Raw genomic sequence first — 23,441 nt, 5'->3', positions numbered from 1 at the left:
GCGCGGCGCCCTTGTTGGTGACGGTGATCTCGTAGACCGCCTCCCACTGGCCGCCGCTGGTCGGCTTGCCCGAGACCAGGGTCTTCTCACTGGTGACGGCCGCGACCGGGCTGCAGGCGCCCTTGCTGGAGGTGGTGCCGCCGGAGGTGGCGCTGGCCTCGTTCCGGGTTCCGGTGCCGCTCTCCCCCGCGTCCAGGGTGGCAGTCGGTGGACTTGGAGGTGGCCTGGCCCGGGTCCACGGTGTACCGCACCGTCACCCGCCAGACGTGGGTGGCCGGGGCGGCCTCGGGTACCGGCCGCGATGGCCTGGTTCTGGGCCACCTTGACCTGGCCGCGCCCGTCCCAGCCGGCCACCGGCTCAGCCCGCCCGGGGTGGTGTTGGTGACGGAGGCGGAGGTGACGGTCAGTCCGGTCCGTACTTGAGGGCGTCGTGAGGTCGTAGGTGGTGCCGAGCCCGCGTTGCCGACCTTCAGCTCGTACTGGGTCTCAGTAGGTGCCGGGGCTGCCGGGCACCGGGGCGGGCGCCTTGGTGACGGTCTTGTCCAGGGTGACCCGGACGGGGCGGGCCCGGCCGGGATGGTGACCTGGCGCTGCGGGGTGGTGACCTCGGTGCCGTTGGGGTCCTTGCCCTTGGCGGTGGCGTGGTTGGTGACGCTGCCCGCCGTGGCGTCGGCGGCGGTCACGGTGTAGGTGGCGGTGCAGGTGGTGCTCTCGCCGACAGCAGGGTGGTCTTGGCGCAGCTGACCGCTCCCGGCGCGGTGATCTTGTCGTCCGCGACGGTGATCGAGCTCACGGTGATGTTGCCGGTGTTGGTGACGGTGTAGCCGTAGGAGATGGTCTCGCCGGGGTTGGCCTTGCCGTCGCCGTTGGTGTCGTTCAGCTTGCCGGTCTTGGCGATGTCGAGCTTGGGGTCGGCCTTCGGCTCGAAGGTGAAGCCGACCACGCCGTAGCCGATCTCCTCGATCGAACTCTCCCGGCCCTGCACGACGGAGAAGGTCCGGGTGGTCGGGGCGATGGAGGTGATGTCGATGGTGTCGACGTCCATGTCCGGGCAGGGCATCGCGACATTGCCCCAGCCGGTGCCGGAGCTAGGGTTCCGCCCGGGGATGTCGTTGGCCGTACTGGGTGCAGGTGCCGTTGGCCCAGTCGGTGGCCGGGTTGGCCGAGTCCGAGACCCGGCGGCGCGGCGACCTGGATGGAGTCGCCGTAGTTGACGTCGCCGTAGGTGGCGGTGGCGTAGATCGAGGCCCGCTTCAGCTGGGCGCCCGAGTAGGGGGTGACGCCGAGGTCGAAGGTGTTGCTGACGGCGGTGCCGTTCATCCGGGCCCACTGGTCGCAGAGCGCCACCTGCGTCATCGGCGCGCTCGGCGAGGAGTAGACGACGGCCAGCGCCCAGCCGCCGAAGCCGCGGCTGCCGTAGTTGGTGTAGTAGGGCGTGTCGCCGAAGCCGTAGCTGCCCGAACCCCCGGCCCGGGACCAGGGCGGTGACGTCGCGGTAGGCCTGGTGGTTGTGCCGTAGGTGCCGTTGTTGTACAGCACGTTGTCCACGCCGTCGGCGGTCAGCCGCTGGTAGTCGGCCGCCGGGGTGCGCATCTGGAAGGTGTCCGGGTTGGCGTAGTACGGGCTGCCGGCGCGTAGTACTGGCTGCCGTAGACGTAGGCCATCGCCTTGACCACCGTCGCGTCGGCCGGAAGCACCAGATCGGCGCGCGAGGAGTCGTTGCGGGTGGTTGTAGGCGTAGTTGGTGGACTACCCGGTGAGGTTGTCGAACGTTGGCCGGGCCCTTGCCGTTCTGGAACAGCAGGCCGTTGCCGGTCATCACCATCCCGCCCTGGAGCGTGTCCTTGTAGCGGCACGTCAGGCGGTGCGCTCGGGCGTGCGCGGGGAACGCGGGGACCATCACCGCCGCCACCGAGAGCAGGGTGGTGAGCAGCACGGAGAGGAACGCGGTGCAGCAGGTCCGCTACGGGCCGGGCGCGGTGTTCCATGGTCGATCGCCTCACTGACGACGGGGCAGCACGCAGGACGCCGCCGGTGACGGGGCGTCAGCCCAGAAATACGTCATAAACGATCAATCCGATCTACCGGACACCACACCATCGGGAGAGTCGTCCCCACGACCACCCGGACGGCCGCCCCCGGGCCCCGCGCAGGCTTTACCAGACCATGTACTCCGTTCTTCCTTCCTTCACCCGCGCAGCGGGTACGCGTCAACTGCAGCGCCCTAGGGTTACGCCCGCTCTCACCCCGTGCACCGTCACCCCCTCACCAGGAGACCGGCCATGACTGCTCCTCAGGCTCCGCAGGACCAGCAGACCGCGCAGCCCCCAAGCGCACCCGGCGCACCCTCACCGCCATCGGCAGCGCCGTCGCGCTGGCCGCCGGTTTCGCTCGGCGTCTGGGCCGCCACCGGAAACCGCCGCCCAGGCGGCCGCGCTCCCCGCCCCCGGACCACATCGTGGTCGTGGTGATGGAGAACCACGCCTACACCCAGGTGATCGGCAGCTCCAGCGCGCCGTACATCAACAACACCCTCAAGGCGGGCGGCGCCAACCTCACCCAGTCCTTCGGCTGACCCACCCGTCCGAGCCGAACTACTACATGCTGTTCTCCGGCTCCAACCAGGGCCGCACGGACGACAGTTGCGTGGGCGTCGGCTCGATCTCGGCACCGAACCTGGCCTCCGAGCTGATCGCCGCCGGCAAGACCTGGAAGAGCTACAACGAGGGCCTGCCGTCCCAGGGCTCCACCACCTGTTCCAGCGGCAAGTACGCGCAGAAGCACAACCCGTGGTTCGGCTTCTCCAACGTGCCGACAACACCGCGCTCACCATGACGCAGTTCCCGACCGACTACACCACGCTGCCGAAGGTCTCCTTCGTGGTGCCGGACCTGTGCAACGACATGCACGACTGCTCGGTCGGCACCGGCGACACCTGGGTCAAGAACAAGCTGGGCGCGTACGCGACCTGGGCGCAGACCCACAACTCGATGCTGGTCGTCACCTTCGACGAGGACAACCGCCTCTCGGGCAAACCGCATCCCGACCGTCTTCTACGGCCAGCACGTCACCCCCGGCAGCTCCACCGCCACCACCTACAACCACTACAGCGTGCTGCGCACCCTGGAGGACCTGGCGGGCCTGTCCACCCACGCGGGCAACGCCGCCTCCGCCACCACCATCACGGGCATCTGGAACTGACGCCCCGCCGTGCCGCCCCGGGCGCCGGCCCGGGGCGGCACACCCCCGTACCGCCGGCCTCCGACCTCCGACCTCCGACCTCCGACCTCCGACCGCTGACGAGGTGTCACCCGCATGACGCGCACCACCCGCCTGCTCGTCCTCCTGTTCGCCGTCCTGCTGCTCGGCGGGGTGGGCACGGAGGCCGTCCTGTACGCCGCCGACCGCGCGGACCGCAAGGACCAGGAGCAGGTCGGCGGCCCGCCCGTCCGCCCGGGCACCGTCACCCTGGCCGGCGGCCAGGGGCAGCTGCTCTTCCGCAACCTGGCCTGGGGGCCGCACCGGGACGAGATCGTCACGGTCCCGGCCGGTGAGCCGGGCTCCACCCGCACCTCCTCCGGCCTCAAATGCCTGCGCTTCCACGCCGCCGCCGGGACGGGCATCTGCCTCCAGGCCGTGCACGGCACGCTGGACGACACCTACCGCGCCGTCGTACTCGACGACAGGCTGCACGAGCTGCGCTCCTTCCCCGCCGCCGGCATCCCCTCCCGAGCCCGGGTCTCCCCCTCCGGCCGGCTGGCCGCCTGGACCGTCTTCGTCAGCGGCGACTCCTACGCGGGCTCAAACTTCTCCACCCGGACCGCGATCGTGGACACCCGTGACTGGCGGTTCGAGTCCAACCTGGAGGAGTTCGCCTTCCTGGTGGACGGCCGGCCCCAGCGCGCTCCGACCTCAACGTCTGGGGCGTCACCTTCGCCGACGACGAGCACTTCTACGCCACCGTCGCCACCGGCGGCACCACCCACCTGGTCCGGGCGACCTGACCGCCCGCACCCTGACCTCCCTGCACCAGAAACGTCGAGTGCCCCTCGCTCTCCCCCGACGGCACCCGGTCGCCTACAAGAAGCGCGTCCCCGGCGCCTCGCCGGACGCCCCCTGGCGCCTGTACGTCCTCGACCTGGCCACCATGGCCGAGACCGCCACCGCCGAGCAGCGCAACATCGACGACCAGGCCCTCTGGGCCGACGGCTCCACCCTGGTCTACTCCCTCCCGGCGAGTACGGCGCCGACCTGTGGACCGTCCCCGCCGACGGCACCGGCGCCCCGGCCACCCTGGCGGTCTCCGCAGTCGCTCCGGCCTACCTGCGCTGACGGCGCTCGGCCGACGGAGGATCAGGAGCGCAGCCGCAGGGTGGTGCTCGGCGCGGTGCGGTAGGCCGTGCGGTAGTGGGCGGCGAAGTGGCCGGGGTTGGCGAAGCCCCAGCGCATGGCGATCTCGGTCACCGTGGTGGCGCGGGGGTCGGCGGCCAGCAGGTCGCGGTGGGCGGCGGCCAGCCGGACCCGGCGCAGGTGGGGGCGAGCGGCGTGGTGTCCAGGTGGCGGCGGAAGGCGTACTGGAGCGGGACGGGCGTGACGTGGGCGGCCGCCGCGATCCGACCCAGCGTCAGGTCCCGGTCGGCGTGCGACTCCATGAAGGCGACCGCACGGGCGGACGGTGCCCGGGTGGCATCGGTGGAGTCGGCCCGGTGGGCCGTGTCGCGCGCGCTGTGCGGCAGGGCCGCCAGGGCGGCCGCGGCCAGGTGGCGGGCGGCGGTGCCGACCAGCAGCTCGTGCGCGTCGGCTCCCGGGGCCCCGAGCACGTGTCGCCCACGTAGGCGATGGCGGCGGCGAGTTGACGGGCGGCGGCGTGGTCGACGGGCCGGTGGCCGGTGAGCCGGATCGGCTCCTCCCCGGGCGCGGTGGGCGCGACGGCCTCCAGCAGCGCGGTGTCGAACAGGGCGATGGTGTAGCGGGCCGCCCTGACCTCGCCCCGGTACGGCTGGTCGGGCGGGGGCGAGCAGGAAGGTCTCGCCGGGCCCGTACACCTCCTCGCGGCCGCCGGTGAGGTCGGCGAGGGTGCCGTCGTGCATGCTGATCAGGCAGACCTGGCCGAGGTCGCGGGCGTCGTAGGCCATCGTGTAGCCGAAGTCCAGCCGGTCGATCGCCACCGGGCCGGCCGCCCGCCGACTGATCCGCACCCTGGCGTCCTCGACCGGGCCGCCGATCCGCATCGGCGTGTAGGCGGTGGACAGGAACTCCTCGGTGTCGTCCAGACTCGCGCTGTCGAAGTTCAGGGACTGCGTCATCACACCGCCTCGCGGGTAGGTCGGTCACTCGCTCCTGGCACCGACCGTACGCCCACGATCGCCCGGTGCCCAGCGTCCACTTCGTTTCCCGAGCCCCCGGCGCCGCGAGGACTTCGCTCCCGGGGCTGCGGGCCGGGCCCGGTGGACGGGAGCCTGGACGGAATGGACACCACGCGGCACGACCACGACGCCGACACCGGACCTGCGCACCGAGCACCGACCGGTCGCCGACGGAACGGCGGTGCTGTCCCTGATCGGTGCCGTCGACATGGACACCGCCCCGCTGCTCGCCCGCGCCCTGCGCCGGGCACTCACCGTCCGCCGCTCCCCCACCGCCTCGTCGTCGACTGCTCGGAACTGCACTTCTGCTCCTCCTCCGGCCTCAACGAACTCCTCCGGCCGCCGCACCGCCGCCTCGGCCGGCGTCGCCCTGCGGCTCGGCACCCCGAGCCCCCAGGTCCTCCGCCTGCTGGACATGACCGCACCGACAGCGTCTTCGAGCTGGCCTTCACCCGCCCGTCGCCGCCCGGTCCCAGGTCAGCGCCCCGTCGCGCCGCACCTCCGTCCGCTGAACCGCGCTCAACACCGCTGCTCAACACCGCTGCCCGACACCGCCGGAGGGCACGCCATGGCCATGGACGACAGCTTCCGCCCCCTCCCCGACGGAGCGGGCCTCACCGCACAGCTCACCCACCTGCTCGCGGAGGCGGCCGCCAGCTCGACCGGAGCCTCTGGGTGCCCGTACCGGATGACGCGGCGCTGGCCCGGAAGACCGCCGCCGGGCTCGCGGAATCCGTCCTCGACGGACCGCGTCAGGAGCAGCTCCCGGTGATCGACCGACTGGAGCGCCTGCGCGAGGCCCTGGCCTGTGACCGCGCTGGGCATCGCGCGCAGCCCACGGCCAGCTCGCACTAGGTTCCTCTCCCGCGCGCGGCACCGTCCTGACCGCCGGTCCTCACCTGGCGGGTCCTCCCGGCGGACGAACTCCGCTCCTTCGGCCTGACCGTCCCCGCCCCGGTACGAACTCGACCGACACCGAACGCGCCGTCCGCCTCCTGACCGCCGCCCTCGACCGGATCGGCGACGGCGGACCTGACGTCCGGTCACACGTCCTTCCAGCGCGCCGGCCCGGTTGATCTCGGGGCTGCGCAGGACGTGCTCTCGCCCGCGCCGTTCGGACGTCCGGCGCGCCGGCGATCATCGCGCGGTGCGTGCGATGTTCTCGGTGGTGCGTCACCCGGCCGGAGGCCAGGCGGCAGCAGCGGGAAGAGCAGCGAGAGCACCGGGTAGAGCCGCCGGATAGGCCGGGGTCCTGGAGACCCTCACCGTGCACGGCGTGGATGTACGCCGGGCGGAACATGTAGGCGTGGAAGTCCATCGCGAGCAGCTCGTTCTCGGTGCGGCCCTTCACCGGCCCACATCAGCCGACCCTGCTCGGTTGCTGTCGGTGCCGTCGCCGGAGACGTAGACGAAGGTGAGTGGGGCGTCCGGCCGCACGGGCAGCGCGCGGGCGGCGGCGAGCGTGTAGTCGTGGGTGATCCGGCGGTACTCGTACCTCCGCTTGCCGGCCGAGGTGACGCCCAGGCAGAAGAAGCAGGCGTCGACGTCCGGCGAACTCCCGCTCCAGGGAGCTGAAGTCGGTGAAGTCGGTGTGCACCAGCGAAGGTCAGCTTGGGGTGGCTCACCTCCAACGGCCCGCGACACCACGGCCTGCACGCCGGTGACCCGGTCGTCGAGCAGGCACTCGCGCAGACGCCCTGCCCGACCATGCCGGTGGCTGCCGCGAAGAGCAGCACGTTCACGGGGTTCTCCGTCCCTTCCCAGGTGTGGGCCCCCAGTCTGCCCGGTCCACGGCCCGGCGCCCGCCGACGGGGCCGACGCGCCGGCAATCAGGTGGCGGCGGCCTCGCCGACCGGGCATCGTGCGGGCCGATGACTGACGACGACACGATGCCCTACCGCCCCGTCAACTCGCTGGCCGGCATGCTGCAACGCGGCCACGGCAGTGGCGCCCGGTCGGCACTCGGCCACCCGGACCACGCCGCGCCGCTGGTCCTCGACATGATCCGCAGGGACTGGCGCTGGGACTCCACCGACGACCGCGCCCTCTACCTCGCCCGGCTGGTCCGCGACCTGGCACTCCCCCGGGGCCCCGATCGCCGCTCTGCTCGGGGAGGACGAGCAGCAGACCGAGCGGGCCTGCGAGGTCCTGGAGTTGCTCGCCCTGGACGGTGACGGGGAGGCCCGGGAGGCGCTCCGCTCGTACGTCCGGGCGGGGACGCACTGGGTACCGGTGCTGGAGTCGCTGGCCGGCCGGTGGCCGGTCACCTGGTGGGAGGAGTTCGGGGAGGTCGCGCGGGAGCGGATCGGCGCTCACCCCGATCCGCTCTGGATGACCGAGCCGTGGGCCCGGTTCGGCATCCCGACGGAGCGGTGTGCGGCGCGTCCGGCGGCACCGGACCTCTCCGGGCCGGCCGACGGCGAACTCCTCGCCCTGCTCGCCACCGGGGCCGGGGACAGGACGGCCTCCCTGCGTGAACTCGCCCGCCGCGCACCGACGGAGGAGCTGCTCCCGCTCGTCCCCTCGCTGGCCACCCCGGACGGCCGGCGCCCGCTCCCCCTGCTCCGCCGGGCCGTCGACCGCCTCGGCCCGGCGGCCGTCCCGGCGGCGCGGCGCTGGGTGGGCGACGAGCGGCCGTGGTTGGCCCGGCTCGGCGCGGACGTGCTGGCCGATCACCTGGGCCCCGAGGTGATCCCGCACCTGGTGGCCCAGCTGGCCGAACAGCGGGCGGCCCGCGCCTGGTGCGGGCCCGATCTGACGGCCCGGCGGCTGGCCCGGTTCGGGCCGGAGGCGGCCGGCGCGGCGGCGGACCTCCGGTGGTTCTGGCTGCGCACCCCGCACTCGTACGAGCGGGCCGCCTACCTGGACGCCCTGGCCGCGATCGTCCCGGCGGGTCTGCAGCAGGGGTACCTCCTCTCGCTCTGGGACTGCGAGGAGGCGTCCAGGCTGCTGGGCGTCGCCCACGCTCCGGACGGTCCCGAGGTGGCGGCACGGCTCGCCGAGCTGCGTGACGACCCGATGGAGGAGCCCGAGGTGCGGGCCTCAGCCCGGGCACGGCTGGCCACCCCCTGACTCTCCCGAGACTTTTTTGCAGAAACTCTTTGGCAAAGAGCCGGATGCCGACCTAGGCTGCCGATATGGAGAACGACGACCGGGCCCGGGTGCTCGACCCCGAACGGGACGCGGACGCGCTCAAGGCGCTCACCCACCCCCTGCGCATCCGCCTGCTCGGGCTGCTCCGGCAGGACGGCCCCGCCACCGCGAGCGAGCTCGCCGCCGCCACCGGGGAGTCCTCGGCCTCCACCAGCTACCACCTGCGGGTGCTGGCCAAGCACGCCTTCGTCGGCGAGGCCGAGCACCGCGACGGGCGCGAGCGGCGCTGGCGGGCCGTCCACGCGCTCACCTCCTGGGACTCCGCGGCGATGGCCTCCTCCCCGGGGAGCCGGGCCGTGCTCGGCTCGCTGCGCAGGCGTCAGGTCGAGCACCTGGAGAGCTCCTTGGCCCGCTTCGAGGCCGACGAGGAGGCCGGCCGGCTGGCACCGGGATGGACGGGGCCGGCCGGGATCAGCGACTGGCTGCCCCGCCTCACACCCGAGTCCCTCGCGGAACTCTGGGAGACCCTGGAGGGCAAGCTCGACGAACTGACGGCCCGTGACGCCGAGGACCCGAGGGCCGCCCAGGTCGTCCTCCTCGCCGCCGGACTGCCGCTGGCCCCGACGGCCTCGCCCGTCCCGCCGGTGCCGCCCGTCCCCGGGAGTGCGCGGGGCGCGGGGAGTGCGGAGTGACCGTCCGCCCGCTCGACGCCCGGACGGCCCGCCGACGCTACGTCACCACCTGCGCCCTGCTCTGGTTCCCGATCGGGCTGGCCGTCGCGCCGCTGATCCTGCTGCTCACCTCGCGCGGCCTGCCGCTGACCACCGTCACCCTCCTGCTGGCCGCCTACTCCCTCACCACCGCCCTGCTGGAGCTGCCCACCGGCGGCCTCTCCGACGTCCTCGGCCGCCGTGGCGTGCTGGCCTCGGCCGGCCTGCTGAGCACCGGCGCCCTCGCCCTGCTCGCCCTGGGCACCTCCGCCTGGCCGCTCGCCGCCGGGATGGTGCTGATGGGCGCCGCCCGCGCCCTGTTCTCCGGTTCGGTGGAGGCCTGGTACGTGGACACCGTCCGCGCGGCCGACGGCCCCGACGCCGAGCTGCGCACCGGCCTGGCCCGCGGCACCACCGCCACCTCCGCCGCGCTCGCCCTCGGCACCCTGCTCGGCGGCGCGATCCCCTGGGCACTCGGCCTCGGCCCCGACCCGGGCGCCGCCCTCATCCGCGCCACCGGCGGCCAGCTGCTGCCGCTCTCCGTCCCGCCCCTGACGGGCTGTCCGGTCGCGCTCGCCTTCGTGCTGTACGTGCTGACCGCCCTCCCCGAGCCGGCCCGCCCGTCGGCCACCCTGCGCGACGCGGTCCGTGACGTTCCCGCCACCGTCCGGACCGGCCTGCGCGTGGGTGGACGCGACGCGCTGGTGCGGCGCGTCCTGCTCGGCACAGCCGCCGCCGGCGGCGCGGTCGCCACCCTGGAGCTGCTGACGCCGGGCCGCGCGGCCGAACTCACCGGCGGCAGCGCCGCGTCCGGGGCCGTGCTCTACGCCGCACTCGCCTGCGCCGGATTCCTCTGCTCCGCCCTCGGCAGCCAACTCGCCCCGCTCACGGCCCGGTTGGCGGGCGGCGGTGAGCGCGCGGTGCTCCTCGGCCTCACGGTCGGGGCGACGGGCCTCGCCCTCCTCGGCGTCACCGCCGCGACCACCGGCGCCACCGCCCTGGCCGTCGGCGGCCTCGGCTACGTACTGGTGTACCTCGGCCTCGGCGCGGCCGGCCCCAACGAGAGCGATCTGCTCCACCACCGCATCCCCGACCGCACCCGCGCCACCGTCCTCTCCGTGCAGTCCCTCGCGCTCCAACTCGCCGGTGCCGCCATGGGCCTGTTCGTCGGGAGGCTTCCGGCAGGCCCGCTGCCCTGGCTCACCGCCGCCGCCGTCCTGCTCGCCGGAGCCCTCCTCTGGACACGCCGGGCCACGGCCGGGCGGCGGTCGGCCGTCGTCCCGACCTCCACCCACGCCCCGTAGGTCACACCATCAGCCGTCCGCACGGGCCGCGACCGCGGCCAGGCGCTCGCGGGTGGCACGGGTCTGCGGGTGGTCGGCGCCGCTGCGGGCCTCCTGGGCCGGGACGGTCACCCGGAGGAGTTCGGAGGCCTCGTGGAGGGAGGGGCCGCCGAGGAGGGTCAGCAGGTGGCCGAGGCGGGAGGCGGCGTCGAGCGTCTCGGGGTGGTCGGGGCCGAGGGCGCGGGTGCGGCCGGCCACCACGGCGCGCAGGAGGGTGACCCCGTCCTCGGGGGCGCCGTCCAGGGCCGTCCACCAGCCGAGGCCGAGCCGGAGGGTGAGCAGGTCGGGGTGGTCGCCCTCGCCGTGGTGGGCGAGGAGGACGCGCTGGACCTCCGCCAGCTCGGCCCGGGCGCGGCCGGTGTCCCCCAGGTCGCCGTGCAGCCAGGCCGCGTACTGCCGCGAGGTGAGCACCGCCGGGTGCTCGGGGCCGACCACCCGCTCCTGAACCCGCATCAGTTCGTCCAGCAGCTCCAGCGCTTCGGTCCGCCGCCCCACCTCGCCCACCAGCCGGGCGACGTACTGGCGCACCAGGAGCGTGTCGGGGTGCTCCGGCCCCTTGTGGCGGACGACCTCGGGCAGCAGCTGCCGGTAGGCCTCCAGCGCCTCCCGGTGGTGGCCCGCCTCGTAGGTGAACTTGCAGATGTTCATCCGGCTGTAGACCACCTGCTCGTGGTCCTCGCCGAACTTCGCGATCCGGTCCCGCAGCAGGACCCGGTGCCGCTCCAGCGCCTCGTGCGGCCGGCCGAGCCGCCCGTACCAGTAGGCGATGTAGTGGCGGGACTCCAGGACGTCCTGGTCCTGCGGTTCCAGGCAGCGCAGCTGGTCGGCGAGGAGTTCCTCGTGCATCCGCAGGCTGTCGGCCATCTCCCCGCCGCGGCCGGTCCAGTAGGCGAGGTGGTGCCGGGTCTCCAGGGTGCGGCGGTCGTCGGGGCCGAGCACCCGGGTCTGGTCGGCGAGCAGGGCCCGGTGCAGCTCGACCGCCCGGCGGAAGTGGGCGGCCTTCCCAGTGGCGTAGGCGATCCGGTGGCGGCTCTCCAGGACCTCCTCGTGGTCGGGGCCGAGCACCCGGATCTGGAGCGGCAGCAGCTCCTCGTACATCGCGCGGGAGCGGGCGTAGAGGCCGGCCCGCCCGGCCCAGTAGGCGGCGGCCTGCCGCGCCCGGAGGGTGACGGGCGAGTCCGGGCCGGGGCGGCCCGGTTCGGAGAGGCGGTCGCACCAGGCCAGCCAGCGTTCGGAGTTGACGGTCGCGTCGGGCGAGCGGCGGCGGGTCAGGACCTCCAGGACCCTTTCGTACTCGCCGAGCTCCCAGCAGTGCCGGGGCTCGGCGTCCTCGGCGTAGGCGTGCAGCGGGTCGGTGGCGTCGTGCTGGTCCATGGGAGCCAGTGTGGCAATCGCGCGGACCAGGGCGTGGTGGCCGCGCGCGGGTCGCACGTCCGGTTCGTGGCGCAGCAGGTGCTCCAGCAGCGACTGGTGGTGGATGCCCAGGTACTCCTGCACCTCCGCGTCGGGCACCCGGTCGAGCAGGCCCGGCAGCAGGGCCAGCAGGGCGTCGAGCGGGCCCCGGCCCGCCCCGGCGGCCGGGTCGGCCGGGGCGGCGAACTCGGTGGGGTCGGCGAAGTCGGCCAGGTCGGCGAGGGCCGCCTCCAGCAGCGGCCGGGGCAGCGCGGGGCCCTGGCCGGCGGCGCACAGCACGTCCAGCAGGGCGTCGACCCCGGCGGGGTCACCGTCCGGGGCGAGGCGGCGGGCCCGGTCGAGGTCCGCGTCGTACAGGGCGTGTGTGGTCGGTGCCTCGTCCGCGCTGGGCCCCGAGGCGGCCAGCAGCGCCGCCAACTGCCAGTGACCGGCCGCCTGGTGGCGGATGAGCCGGCGGTCCGCGGCCGACCAGGCCGAGTGCGCCTCGACGAAGGCCTCGATCTGCGCGTCCGAGGCGGCGGCCATCGCCACCGGGTGCCAGGGGCCGGGCAGCGGCAGGCCGGTGCGCGCGGTGGTGATCACCCCGAACCAGTCCGGCGACTCGGCGACCAGCACGCCCAGGCTCTCCAGCAGCCGGGGCGCGGTGCCGGGCCCCAGCTGGTCCAGGGCGTCCACCACCACGCGCACGGGCCGGCGCACGGCCATCCGCGCCAGCGGCTCGGTGACCAGCCGTCGGATGCCGGGCAGGGCGTTGCGCTCCAGCTCCGGCACCTCCTGTTCGAAGGCGGCGACCGCGGCGGCGAAGCCCGGCAGGTAGGCGGTGAGCTGGCGGCGCAGCTCGTCGGTCACCCGCTGCTCCAGCGAGACCTCGGACAGCTGGACCAGTCCGACCACCGTGAACTCCGGTTCCTTCACCAGGAGTTCGGGTCTGCACAGCGCCGCCGCCAGCACGCTCTTGCCCTGCCCGCTGTGCCCGACCAACACCACCGCGCGCCGCTCGGCCAGCACCTCTACCGTCCGCTCCAGGGCCGCCGAGGACTGGAACAGCCGCAGCTGCGCCAGCTGGGCCAGACCGGCCGGGGAGGCCGCCAGCAGGCTGAACGGCCGCAGGTGCGCCGCGTTCCGCGCCACCCAGACCAGCCCCTGGGGCCCGGCCGCCGGGCTCGCCAGGCCGGTGTGCCCGGCGCTCTGCGGCTGCTGCCCCGACACCTGGAGGCCCAGCACCCAGCGCAGCCCGTCCGGCTGCAGCAGGCGACCCAACCTGGCGTGACCGCCCGTCAGCACGCGGTTCAGGCCGCGGACGAACGCCAGGTCATACGCCCGCTGGTCGACTCCGGCCGAGGTGAGCAGGGCGACCTCGCGCCCCCGCTCCACCGAGGCGGGCAGCCACTCGGGCAGGCCCGTGAGCACCGTCGTGCCCGAGTCGCAGGCGTCGACGACCGCCACCAGGCCGAGCACGTCGCCGTGGCGCTCCAGGCCTCGGCGCAGCCCGGTCGGCACCGCGTAGGCGGTGTGCGCGTCGGGCGGGGACGGGCTGTCGAGGACGGGGAACAGGAAGTCGTCGGCCCGTACCGGGTGGCCGTGGCCCACGAAGGCCAGTAGCAGCGTGCCGGGCTCATCCGATCGCTCGCCGCCCGGGGAGGAGCCGCCGGACCCGTCACCGCCGGCCCGGGCGAACGCGGCGTCCACCGCCTCGGCCACCTCCGCGGCCGAGGCCGGGTTCAGCAGCAGGCCGTCGCCGTGCGCGGGCAGGCAGCCGCCGAGGGCCGGGTCCACCAGCGCGTCGCGCAGCGCTTCGGCCTGCTCGGCCAGCCGCGGCAACTCCACGCCCGAGGCCCGCCACTGGGAAGCGATCACCAAGGCATACCGGATCGTCACCGCACTACATCTACAATAGGCGCGCTCGAGAAGCCAGTTGACGGCACGTCAAGGGGCTCGCCGCACCGGTGAAGAGGAGTGTCCCTTTGGCTGAGGTGGTCTTCGTCCACGGCATCGGGCCGGTCGGCCAGAGCGCCGAGGACCTGCTCGCCGACTGGCGCATGGCCCTGGTGGCCACCCTGCGCGGGGCCGAGGAGCACGCACTCGCCGAGCGGCTGGAGGGCGGGGGCACCGACCTCGCCATGGCCTACTACCGCCACCTGTTCCGGCCGTACGACCCCGCCGACCAGTGGGACGTCAAGCTCTCGCCCGAGCAGGCCCGGACCGCCACCGAGGTCGGCGTCGGCCTGCTCGGCGGCATCGAGGAGCACGCCGGCCGGGAGCGCGACCGCGACGAGGCCGCCCGCGAACTCACCGCCTTCCGCACCGAACTCGGCCCCGCCCAGGGCCCGCCCGAGCTGCTCCGCCTGGCCGTCGGCGGCCTCGCCCGCTGCGGGGTGGTGGCCCGGGCCGGCTTCGCCGCGCTCAAGACCGTCCTGCTGCGCGACCTCTCCCAGGTCGCCGTCTACCTCGACGACGAGGACGTCCGCGAACGCGCCGTCGCCGCGCTGCTGGAGCTGATCGGCCCCGACACCCGCGCCGTGTACGCCCACTCCCTCGGCAGCGTGGTCGCCTACGAGGCCGTCCACCGCCTGGAGCACCCGCTCCCCCTGCTGGTCACCTTCGGCTCCCCGCTCGGGCTGCGCACCATCGTCCGCGAACGCCTGCGCCCCCAGCCACCCGCCGTGCCGCCCACCGTGAAGCGCTGGGTCAACCTCGCCGACCGCGACGACTTCGTGGTCGCCCTGCTCAACCTCGACAGGGTCTTCGGCGACGGCACCGGCGTGCTGGAGCCGACCGTCAAGGTCACCAACCCGGGCTTCGACGCCCACGCGGCCACCAAGTACCTCGGCCACCGCCAGGCCGTCGCACCGCTGGTGGAGGCCCTGCGCGGACTCTGACGCGGTGTCAGTGCCGCCTGGTACAACTGTGCCCGGGCCTGCTCCACGGACGGGGCGGGGGGAAGGAGTCGAGATGTCGACGGCGATGCGGCGTTCGATCGCGGCGGCGGCGACCGTGGTGGTCGCGGCGGGGACCGGGATCGTCACCAACGTGGCGACGGACAGCCCCAGCGCGGGGTGGTGGGTCGCGCTCGGGGTGCTGGTGGTGCTCGGGGGGATCTTGCAGGTGTACCTGACGACCTCTTCGGGCGGACCGGTGCCCGTGACCGCCTCCGGACCCGGGTCGATCGCCATCGGTGGCAAGGCGACCGGCGCGTTGAAGACGAAGGTGCGGGGCGCCTCCACCGCCGCCTCCGGCCCCGCCCCGGCTCCGGGCGGGGTCTCGGCCACGGGCGCGGGCACCATCGCGGTCGGCGAGGGCGCCGAGGGCCCGGTCGAGACCGACGTCACCTGAAGCGCACACCGGCCGTCCTGGCCGACGGCGTCGGCGCGGGCGTGCTCCTCACCTGAGCCTGAGCACCCGTCAGCAGGTGGCGCCGGACCGCCGCGTGGGCGTCGGTGACGGCTCGGCGTGACGCCGGGGTCGGGTCGGCCACGTCGAAGGCGTGGCCGCCGGTGGGGTGGTCGATCAGGTCGAGCGGGGTGCCGGCGGCCCGGGCGGCCGTCAGGAAGGCGTCGACGGTGGCGCCGATGGGTGGCTGCTCCAGGCCGGCGCGGGTGAGGACCAGCGGGAGGCCGGGGCCGGGGGTCGGGCGGAAACGGGGCGGGACGGTGGCCCAGCCGGGGAGCGGGGCCAGGACGGGGTAGCTGAAGGCGACGCAGCGCAGCCAGGCCGGGGGCGCGGCGAGGTGGTCGGCGGCGAGGAGTCCGCCGCCGGAGAAGAACCAGAGGGCGATCCGGTCCGGGTCCACCCGGGGGTCGGCGCGGAGGGTGTCGAGGGCGGCGCTCAGGTCGTCTGCGGCCTGCGGGTAGTCGGTGAGGGCGTGCAGGCAGTGGTCGAGCACGGCGCCGACCAGGCCGAGACTCGCGGCGTGGGCGGCGTGGCCGGTGTAGAGCGGCCAGTCCCGTGGGGTGGGGCGGGCGTCGGCGGGGAGCGGGCCGCCGTGGACCAGGAGGACGGCAGGGCGGGGCCCGTCCGCCTCCGGGAGGTGGAGGTCGAGCGCGCCGGTGCGGATGCGCGGGCGCGCGGGGACGTCCAGGACGAAGGGCCGCAGGTGGGGCGGGGCGGTGTCGGGAGCGGCCGTGATCCGGTGGCCCTCGTCGGCGGCGGCGCGCAGCAGCGCGGCGGACAGGGCCTGCGGGTCGGAGAGCATCGGCCAGTGTCCGGTGGGGAGTTCGAGGAAGCCGACCCGGGGATCGGCGAGGGCGCGCAGGTGCGGAGGGCCGAAGCGGACGGCGGTCTCCACGGTGGCGAGGTCGGTGCCGCCCCCGGCGGTGCAGAGGATGCCGGTGGTGGGCCAGGGCGCCGGGTCGCCGCCGAGGCGGAGCGGCTGGAGCAGGGTGGCGGCGGGCTGCGGTGCGGCGTACCGGTCGAGGAGGTCGAGCGCTTCGGGGGTGAGCCCGGCGGTGGAACCCCAGCGGTGCCACTGGTCCGGTTCGGGGACGGGGACGGTGGCCGTCGGCCTGCCGGGGGCGGTGAGCAGCTCGCGGGTGAGGTGATCGGGCGTCAGGGCGAGCGCGGTGTCGCCGTCCCGGGGCAGGCCGGCGTCGAGGTGGACGATCCGGCCGATGCGTTCGCGGCGGCGGTCGGCGGCGCCGAGCACGGGGTGGATGGCGTAGCCGTGGCCGACCAGGACGAGCAGCTCGGGGCCGTCCAGGTGGTCGATCTGCTGGACCACGTCCTCGACGTGGGTCTCCAGGTCGGTGCCGGGGCCGGCCAGGTGGCGGCGTTCGCCGAGGCCGGTGAGGGTGAGCGGGTGGGCCTGCGCGCCCGCGCGGCGCAGCAGTTCTGCGGTCTCCCGCCAGATCCAGCCTCCGGTGAAGGGGCCGGAGACCAGGACGAACACCGTCATGTGGGACCTCCTGAGGGACGGTTCGGGTTCGCCGGTACGGTAGGAACTCCCCCTGAGGGAGGTTCAACCCTTGTCCGCTGAAGGCGATGTGTGGAGCATCGGCGAGCTCGCCGAGCGGGCCGGTACCACGGTGAAGACGGTCCGGTTCTACTCCGACCGGGGTCTGCTGCCCGAGGCCGGGCGCAGCTCGGGCGGCCACCGGCGGTACGGGCCGGAGGCCCTGGAGCGGCTGCGGCTGATCCGTTCGCTGCGGGCCCTGGACCTGCCGGTGCCTGAGGTGGGCCGGGTGCTGGAGCACGGGGACGGGCTGACGGCGGGTCTGACGGACGCCATCGACGGGCAGTTGCGGGTGCTGGGTGGGCAGTTGACGGCGCTGCGCTGGCGGGAGGCGGCGCTGCAGCTGCTCCGGGAAACCCCGGTCGAACTGCGGGCGGAGCGGCTGCGGCTGGTCGGCGCGCTCTCCACCCCGCCGGGGACGACGGCACTGGCCCGGTTCTGGCGGGCGGCGCTGCCCGCGCGGCTCTCGCGGCCGTTGGTCGCGGCGGTGCTGGACCACGCCGTGCCGCAGCCGCCCTCCGATCCGTCCCCGGCGCAGGTGCTGGCCTTCGCGGAGCTGCACGCGATCGCGACCGCCCCGTGCGGGGAGGGCGGGCGCTCGGGGACGGTGTGGACGGACCGGGTGCGGCGGCCGGACGTGCTGTACGACGGCCTGTTCGAGGCGTACTCCCTGGCCGTGCCGGAACTGACGGCGGATCGGGCACCCGGCCGGGGAACGGTGTTGGAGCGTTTCGTCGCGGCCCACGCGGAGAGCCGCTCGGAGCCGGACGGGCCCGGCTTCCGGCGGCGCCTGCACGGCCTGCTGTCGGCCGCCACCGATCCGGCGGTGGAACGCTACTGGGCACTGACCACCGCGTTCGCCCCGGCCGGGCGGACACCGACGGTGGGCGCCGCGCACGCCTGGATGCGGGACGCCCTCGCCGCGGACGTGGCGGCCACCGGCGGCTGAGCGACTGAGCGGCTGAGCGGCTGAGCGGCACGGTCCCGCTGGACGGCACCGGCCCGGCGGGACCGCCCCTGGGGCGGCAGACCACGGTGCGGGTCCTCGGCGGCGCCGTGCCACCGGTGTCACCGCGAGCGGTACCGGGTCACCTCCCCCGAATCAGCCGCTCGGCCGGGCGTTCGACGGCGTGGTGGCAGAGCGCCGCCAGCGCCGTTCCGGCCGCCAGCCAGCAGAGCCAGAGGAGGGCGGACGGCCAGAGGCCGTACCCGGCCTCGCCGTACGGGCCGATGCCGAGGCTGCGGGCGGTCAGGTGCAGCAGCGGGTAGTGCACCAGGTAGAACGCGAAGGACCACTGCCCCAGCAGCACGAACGGCCGCCTCCGCAGACCGAGTTGCGGACGGCCGCGCAACTCGCCGGCTGCCACCGCCGCGATCAGCAGCGCGAAGCCGGGAGCCAGCGCCTGATCCGACCACCAGTGGCCCCACCAGCCGAGCACGCGGCCCGACCAGACGGCCGCCAGGGTGCAGGCGATCAGGCCGAGCGCGGTCGGCGCACCGCAGCGGGGCCGCCACCCGCGGCGCATCGCCAGCGCGGCCGCCACGCCGAGGACGAAGGCCGTGATGCGGTAGGCCGGCAACCGCAGCACGAGGACCAGAACCGGTGTCGGCATCGGCTCCAGCAGGTGGAAGGCCAGCCACCGGTAGACCCAGGCGACGGCTACGGCGGCCACCGCCACGGCCGCCAGGGAGCGGCGGGAGAGACGCAGTCCGCAGGCCGCGAGCAGCGGGAACAGCGCGTAGAAGTAGGCCTCGCAGGACAGCGACCAGCTGACCGGGTTGCCCGCAGGCGGCCCGCCCGGCAACCACGCCTCCAGCAACAGCAGGTTGCGCACGACACCTGGCCAGGCCGTCGACCACGCCTCGCCGAGTGCGGGCACGGCGAGCAGCGTGCCGAGCGCGAGCAACGGCCAGACCCGGGCGAACCGCCGGCGGTAGAAGGTGCCCACGGGTGTCCCCGGCCGCCAGGACCAGGCCAGGACGAACCCGGAGAGGACGAAGAAGAACGTGACACCACCGTCGGCACACATCTCGGCCAACGAGGACGGCGTGCTCGCCGTCAGTTCCCGGGCGTGGCAGGCGAAGACCGCCAGTGCCGCGAACCAGCGCAGCGCGGTGAGCGACTCCAGTCGCACGCCCGGCCCGGACACCTGGGCGCCCGGGTCTCGGACGACGGCGCCACGAAGGGTGGCCAGGCTCAGCGCGAGCCCGCCTCGGCGGCGACGGTGGCCTGCGGGGCAACGACCGCAACGGTGGCCTGCGGAGCGAGGACCGCGACAGTGGCCTGGGGAGCGACGACCGCGACGGTCGCCTGCGGACGCGGCGCAGCGACGGTGGCCTGCGGGCCCACGACCGCGACGGTCGCCTGCGGGGCGGCGACGGTGGCCTGCGGGCCCGGGGCACCGACCTGGGTGGCGCGCGGCTGCGGGCTCGTCGCACCGGAGGCCGACACGTTGCCTGCCAGGAAGCCGAGCGTGGCGAGGGCGGCCGTGCCGACCCCGGCCGTGATCAGACCGGCTTTGATGCGCATGGGAATTCCTCCGTCAGAAGTCGCCGGACGACGGCTCCGGGGCATGGTCCGCCCAGCCGTCGCGGCGTGTCGTACACGTATCGGCCCAGGTGAAGGGCGTTTGACCGCAGCATAGTTGATCATCAGGAAGGTTCCCGCGCCATTGCCCGCCCGGCACCGAAGGTCTGCCTGAAGAGGCAGTTCGTCCCGATCCGGGCCCGCGGTGACGGTGGTCCACCGGTCGACGGCCCCGGCCTTCCCGGACGCATGGCGGCCGGGACCCGCGTGGTCACTGCCTTTCCACGGCACGGCTTCTGACGGCATCTCACAGGGGTCAGGTCGGTGGCGGCTGGTAGAACTGGGGCGGGTCCGCTCCAGCGGGCGGGCAGAGGGGGTGCGGGATGACGTCGGGTGTGCGGCGTTCGATCGCTGCGGGTGGGGCGGTCGTGGTCGGTGTGGTCTCGGTGGGCGACGGGTCGACCGGGCCGATCGAGACCGGCGTCGCCGCATGAAGCGTGCGCCGACCGTCCGGGCCGACGGGACGAGCTCGGTCGCGGTGGGCGGGGACGCCCACGGGCCGATCCTCACCAACCCGGTGTTCAACGTCTTCGCCGCGCCGGGGCCGGAGCGGCCCTCGGCCCTCCCCCGCACCCTGCCGCCGCAACCGGCGGACTTCACCGGGCGGGAGGAGGAGATCGGCCGCATCCTCGGCCGGGCCGGCGACCGCTCCGTCAGCGGATCGGGAGACGGCTCGGGAGGCCACTCCGGCGATCGCCCCGGCGGCGCCGCCGGGGACGGCCCCGGCCCGGAGGGGGCGGATCGAGTGGTGGTGATCACCGGCAAGCCGGGGGTCGGCAAGACCGCCCTCGCGCTGCACCTTGCGCACCACCCGGACGGCGACTTCCCCGACGGTCGGCTCTACGCCGACCTGCGCGGCATGGCCGACCGACCGTCCACGCCCGAGGACGTGATGGCCCGCTTCCTGCTCGCCCTCGGCATCCCGCAGGCCGAACTCCCGGGCGATCCGGACCGGTTGCTGGACGCGTACCGGCTGGCGCTGTCCGGCCGCCGCCTGCTGCTGGTGCTCGACAACGCCACCGAGGAGCAGCAGGTCCGCCCGCTGCTCCCGCCCGGGGGCGACGGAGCTCTGGTGCTGGTCACCAGCCGCAGCCGGCTGGCCGGGCTGGAGGGCGCGGACCGGCTGGACCTGGACACCTTCACCCCGGGGACGGCGCTGCGCTTCCTCCGGCAGGTCTGCGGTGCCGAACGGATCGACCGTGACCTGCTCGCCGCCGAGGCCGTGGTCGGCTACTGCGGCGGCCTCCCGCTGGCGCTGCGGATCACCGCCAACCGGCTGGTCACCAACCCCCGGCTCAGCACGGCGGCCCTGGTCCGCGAACTGCGCGACGAGCACGACCGCCTGGAGGCCCTGAAGGCGGGTGACCTGACGGTCCGTGCGGCCTTCGGACTCTCCTACGGCAGGCTGAACAAGGCGGCGAAGAGCACCTTCCGACGGCTGTCCCAGGTGCCGGGCGAGGACTTCGGCCCCGGCGTCTGCGCGGCCCTCACCGGCTTCGGGCTCCGCGAGGCCGCCAAGGCGCTCCGCAGGCTGGCCGAGGCCAACCTGATCGAGCCCGCCCCGGGCGACGAACGCTACCGGCTGCACGACCTGCTCCGGCTCTACTCGAAGGAGCAACTCGCCGAGGAGGGTGCCGAGTCGGTCACCGCCGCCGCCCGGCGGATGCACGAGTGGTACTTCCACGCGGCCGAAAGGACGCTGTGCCACCTCAACGGAATGCCGATGCCGCAGGCCCTCCAGGAGGGCGGTGCACCGGAGATCGCTTCCTCGGAGGACGCCGTCCGCTGGGCCGAGGCGGACCTCTCCGGCGCGATCCCCGCCCTCCGGCAGTTGCTGCGGCTGGCCGCACCCGACAGCGTCGTCAGCTTCGCGAGCGCCTTGGCGGACGTGGGTGAGATGACCGGCCGCTGGCGCGAGTGGGACGAGGCGATCACGGTCGGCCTCGAAGCCGCCGAGCAGGTCGAGAACCAGGACTTCAAGGCCGTTCTCCTGCTGCAGCGAGCCGAACTGGCCCGGGCCCGCAGGCAGTTCCGGGAGGGCATGGAGATCGCCCAAGAGGTCAGCGCCCTCGCCGAGGCCGAGGGCAATGCCCTGCTGCTCGCCACCTCGGACAACCTGGTGGCCCTCCTGTACATGTCCCTCGGGACCCCGGCGCAGGCGCGTCCCCTGCTGGAGCGGTCCCTACGACTGTCGCAGGAGCTCGGAGACCACCGCCTGGCCAGCAGGGTGCTCTTCAACCTGGGCACCGTGCACAGGGCGCAGGGCGACTTCGAGACGGCCGTCGAGTACTTCCGCCGTGACCTCCGGTTCTGCGAGGAGGTGCAGGACACACCGGGCACCGCCGAGGCGCTCAACACGCTGGCCACCACCCTGGTGGAGGTCGGTGACCGGGCGGCCGCCGAGCCCTACCAACGAAGGGCCCTGGACATCTTCCGGCAGCTCGGCAACGGGTACAAGGAGAGCATGGTCCTCAACGACCTGGCGGTGACGATCCGTCACCAGGGCAGGTACGAAGAGGCGCTGGGCATGCATCTGGCGGACGCCGAGCTCTGCGCCGGTCTGGGGCACCGCTCCGGCGAGGCACTGGCCCAGTCGAACGCCGCGATCGTCCTCACCTCTCTCGGCCGCAACGAGGAGGCGCTTCCGCTCGCGGAGGAGGCCGTCGCCGTGCTCGCCGAGCTCGGTGACGACCAGTGGTTGGTGCAGGGCCTCGGCATCCACGCGGTCGTGCTCTTCGCCGTCGGGGAGGACGACGAGGCGGGGCGGTCGGCCGGGCGTGCGCTGGAGATCCTCGACCAGCACGGGTGGCGCAGGGGCCGGGCCGAGCTCCATTTCAACCTGGCGATCGGGTACGACAAGGCGGGCCGCCCCCGAGAGACCCTCGATCATGCCGAAGCCTTCCTCTCCCTGCGGGAACGGCCGTCCGAGCAGCTCCGTACGTCCGCCCTCGTGATGGCCCGTGGGGCCGCCGCCGAGCTCGGCGACGAGGCCAAGGCCCTTCGCTACGAGGAGTTGCTGTCCACCACCGGGCCCTGAGCCTCCGGCGGCCCTGCCGGCCACGGGTGTCCGACGGGCCGTCAGGTCCGTGACGGCCGTGTAGCAGACTGCTGGTGATCTAGGCGGCCGTGCCGGAGCTCCGGGGCGGCCGCCCCGCCGTCCTCGGAGGAGCACCGTCATGACCTTTCCCGCCACCAGCCGCCGCGTCCTGATCAGCGGGGCCTCCCGCGGCCTCGGCCGCGCCGTCGCCCGCGCCTTCGCCGCCAACGGCGACCGGGTCGCCGTCCACTACGGCTCCCGGGAGGAGGAGGCCCGGGCCACCCTGGACTCGCTCGACGGCACCGGGCACGTCCTGGTCGGCGGCGACCTGACCGATCCGGCCGGGGCGGGGGCCGCCGCGGTGGTGAGGGCCGCAGCGGAGGCGCTCGGCGGGATCGACGTCCTGGTCAACAACGCGGCGGTGAACACCCCGCACCCGCCCGCCACCACCCCGTACGAGGACTGGGTCGCCGCCTGGCAGCAGCACGTCTCGGTCAACCTGCTGGCCACCGCCCACCTCAGCCACCTGGCCGCCCGGCACATGATCGACCAGGGCGGCGGCGGACGGATCGTCAACATCGGCTCCCGCGGCGCCTTCCGCGGCGAGCCCGACCACCCCGCCTACGGCGCCACCAAGGCCGCCGTCCACGCCCTCGGCCAGTCCCTGGCCGTCGCCCTCGCCCCGCACGGCATCGCCGTCGCCTCCGTCGCCCCGGGCTTCCTCGCCACCGAACGCGTCGCCGCCCGCCTCGACGGCCCCGAGGGCGCCGCAATCCGCACCCAGAGCCCCTTCGGCCGCGTCGCCACCCCCGAGGAGATCGCCGCCGCCGTCGCCTGGCTCGCCTCCCCCGCCGCCGAGTGGTCCTCCGGCACCATCCTCGACCTCAACGGCGCCTCCTACCTGCGGACCTGACGCCCAGGAATGTCGAAGCGGGCCGGTGTGC

At 74.5% G+C, this 23,441-nt stretch carries 19 protein-coding genes and 2 pseudogenes; 12 read left to right on the top strand and 9 right to left on the bottom strand.

Going from position 1 to position 23,441, the window contains the following annotated elements; translation table 11 throughout:
• Window positions 1-86: 86 nt before the first annotated feature.
• Together ABD946_RS10690 and ABD946_RS10685 are read right to left on the bottom strand one after the other, a co-directional pair.
• Complete coding sequence (locus tag ABD946_RS10690) at window positions 87-683, bottom strand: hypothetical protein (protein ID WP_345282346.1); 597 nt, start codon at window positions 681-683, stop codon at window positions 87-89.
• Window positions 680-1,045: a DUF7507 domain-containing protein gene (locus tag ABD946_RS10685; protein ID WP_345282344.1), complete on the bottom strand. Its 366-nt coding sequence runs from the start codon at window positions 1,043-1,045 to the stop codon at window positions 680-682. Before ABD946_RS10685 ends, ABD946_RS10690 begins: the two co-directional genes overlap by 4 nt.
• Before the next feature lie 1,311 nt (window positions 1,046-2,356).
• Between ABD946_RS10685 and ABD946_RS10680 the strand changes: the two are divergent.
• Both ABD946_RS10680 and ABD946_RS10675 read left to right on the top strand, forming a co-directional pair.
• Window positions 2,357-3,201, top strand: a pseudogene (locus ABD946_RS10680) (alkaline phosphatase family protein).
• Window positions 3,202-3,315: 114 nt separating this feature from the next.
• Window positions 3,316-4,332, top strand: a pseudogene (locus ABD946_RS10675) (TolB family protein).
• Between the two features lie 21 nt (window positions 4,333-4,353).
• Here the strand turns inward: ABD946_RS10675 and ABD946_RS10670 are convergent.
• Window positions 4,354-4,491, bottom strand: a complete 138-nt coding sequence (locus ABD946_RS10670) for a helix-turn-helix domain-containing protein (RefSeq protein ID WP_345282350.1) — start codon at window positions 4,489-4,491, stop codon at window positions 4,354-4,356.
• On the bottom strand, window positions 4,461-5,306 hold the full coding sequence (locus ABD946_RS10665; protein ID WP_345282340.1) for an AraC family transcriptional regulator: 846 nt from the start codon (window positions 5,304-5,306) through the stop codon (window positions 4,461-4,463). Before ABD946_RS10665 ends, ABD946_RS10670 begins: the two co-directional genes overlap by 31 nt.
• Before the next feature lie 735 nt (window positions 5,307-6,041).
• Between ABD946_RS10665 and ABD946_RS10660 the strand changes: the two genes are divergently transcribed.
• Window positions 6,042-6,221, top strand: a complete 180-nt coding sequence (locus ABD946_RS10660; RefSeq protein ID WP_345282338.1) for a hypothetical protein — start codon at window positions 6,042-6,044, stop codon at window positions 6,219-6,221.
• Window positions 6,222-6,713: 492 nt separating this feature from the next.
• Here the strand turns inward: ABD946_RS10660 and ABD946_RS10655 are convergent, their stop codons facing one another.
• The gene (locus ABD946_RS10655; protein ID WP_345282336.1) at window positions 6,714-7,022 is read right to left on the bottom strand and encodes a Rossmann-fold NAD(P)-binding domain-containing protein; all 309 of its coding nucleotides are present in this window, start codon (window positions 7,020-7,022) and stop codon (window positions 6,714-6,716) included.
• Window positions 7,023-7,237: 215 nt separating this feature from the next.
• On the opposite strand from ABD946_RS10655, the gene ABD946_RS10650 reads away from it, so the two are divergent.
• The 4 genes from ABD946_RS10650 to ABD946_RS10635 all read left to right on the top strand — a co-directional run bounded on the left by ABD946_RS10650 (window position 7,238) and on the right by ABD946_RS10635 (window position 10,473).
• A complete protein-coding gene (locus ABD946_RS10650; RefSeq protein ID WP_345282334.1) occupies window positions 7,238-7,540 on the top strand; it encodes a hypothetical protein in 303 nt (100 codons plus the stop codon).
• Entirely contained in the window at window positions 7,521-8,438 is a 918-nt protein-coding gene (locus ABD946_RS10645; protein WP_345282332.1) for a serine/threonine-protein kinase, read from the top strand. The genes ABD946_RS10650 and ABD946_RS10645 overlap by 20 nt, the downstream gene beginning before the upstream one ends.
• Before the next feature lie 65 nt (window positions 8,439-8,503).
• A complete protein-coding gene (locus ABD946_RS10640; RefSeq protein WP_345282331.1) occupies window positions 8,504-9,151 on the top strand; it encodes a helix-turn-helix domain-containing protein in 648 nt (215 codons plus the stop codon).
• Entirely contained in the window at window positions 9,148-10,473 is a 1,326-nt protein-coding gene (locus ABD946_RS10635; protein ID WP_345282330.1) for an MFS transporter, read from the top strand. The genes ABD946_RS10640 and ABD946_RS10635 overlap by 4 nt, the downstream gene beginning before the upstream one ends.
• Before the next feature lie 9 nt (window positions 10,474-10,482).
• Here the strand turns inward: ABD946_RS10635 and ABD946_RS10630 are convergent, their stop codons facing one another.
• Window positions 10,483-13,782 (bottom strand): tetratricopeptide repeat protein, encoded by a 3,300-nt coding sequence (locus ABD946_RS10630; protein WP_345282328.1) that lies wholly within the window; start codon window positions 13,780-13,782, stop codon window positions 10,483-10,485.
• 107 nt (window positions 13,783-13,889) lie between these two features.
• On the opposite strand from ABD946_RS10630, the gene ABD946_RS10625 reads away from it, so the two are divergent.
• The gene (locus tag ABD946_RS10625) at window positions 13,890-14,804 is read left to right on the top strand and encodes a hypothetical protein (RefSeq protein WP_345282326.1); all 915 of its coding nucleotides are present in this window, start codon (window positions 13,890-13,892) and stop codon (window positions 14,802-14,804) included.
• 73 nt (window positions 14,805-14,877) lie between these two features.
• A complete protein-coding gene (locus ABD946_RS10620; protein ID WP_345282324.1) occupies window positions 14,878-15,258 on the top strand; it encodes a hypothetical protein in 381 nt (126 codons plus the stop codon).
• Here ABD946_RS10620 and ABD946_RS10615 read toward each other — a convergent pair.
• Entirely contained in the window at window positions 15,251-16,816 is a 1,566-nt protein-coding gene (locus ABD946_RS10615) for a dienelactone hydrolase family protein (protein ID WP_345282322.1), read from the bottom strand. The two genes, ABD946_RS10620 and ABD946_RS10615, sit on opposite strands and share 8 nt — an antisense overlap.
• Before the next feature lie 70 nt (window positions 16,817-16,886).
• Here ABD946_RS10615 and ABD946_RS10610 point away from each other — a divergent pair, with 70 nt between their 5' ends.
• Window positions 16,887-17,822, top strand: a complete 936-nt coding sequence (locus ABD946_RS10610; RefSeq protein WP_345282321.1) for a MerR family transcriptional regulator — start codon at window positions 16,887-16,889, stop codon at window positions 17,820-17,822.
• A gap of 139 nt (window positions 17,823-17,961) precedes the next feature.
• Here ABD946_RS10610 and ABD946_RS10605 read toward each other — a convergent pair whose 3' ends face one another.
• Both ABD946_RS10605 and ABD946_RS10600 read right to left on the bottom strand, forming a co-directional pair.
• A complete protein-coding gene (locus ABD946_RS10605; RefSeq protein WP_345282319.1) occupies window positions 17,962-19,008 on the bottom strand; it encodes an acyltransferase family protein in 1,047 nt (348 codons plus the stop codon).
• A 62-nt stretch (window positions 19,009-19,070) separates the two neighbouring features.
• The gene (locus ABD946_RS10600; protein WP_345282317.1) at window positions 19,071-19,403 is read right to left on the bottom strand and encodes a hypothetical protein; all 333 of its coding nucleotides are present in this window, start codon (window positions 19,401-19,403) and stop codon (window positions 19,071-19,073) included.
• Window positions 19,404-19,890: 487 nt separating this feature from the next.
• Here ABD946_RS10600 and ABD946_RS10595 point away from each other — a divergent pair, with 487 nt between their 5' ends.
• Window positions 19,891-22,497, top strand: coding sequence for a tetratricopeptide repeat protein (locus ABD946_RS10595; protein WP_345282316.1), 2,607 nt, complete (start codon window positions 19,891-19,893; stop codon window positions 22,495-22,497).
• Window positions 22,498-22,636: 139 nt separating this feature from the next.
• Window positions 22,637-23,410, top strand: coding sequence for an SDR family NAD(P)-dependent oxidoreductase (locus tag ABD946_RS10590; protein WP_345282314.1), 774 nt, complete (start codon window positions 22,637-22,639; stop codon window positions 23,408-23,410).
• The last annotated feature ends 31 nt before the right edge of the window (window positions 23,411-23,441 follow it).

It is taken from the genome of Kitasatospora albolonga (assembly GCF_039535905.1).
GTDB classification, from domain to species: domain Bacteria; phylum Actinomycetota; class Actinomycetes; order Streptomycetales; family Streptomycetaceae; genus Kitasatospora; species Kitasatospora albolonga.
Note: the sequence above shows the minus strand (reverse complement) of the source record. Positions and strands in the feature narration are given on the sequence as shown.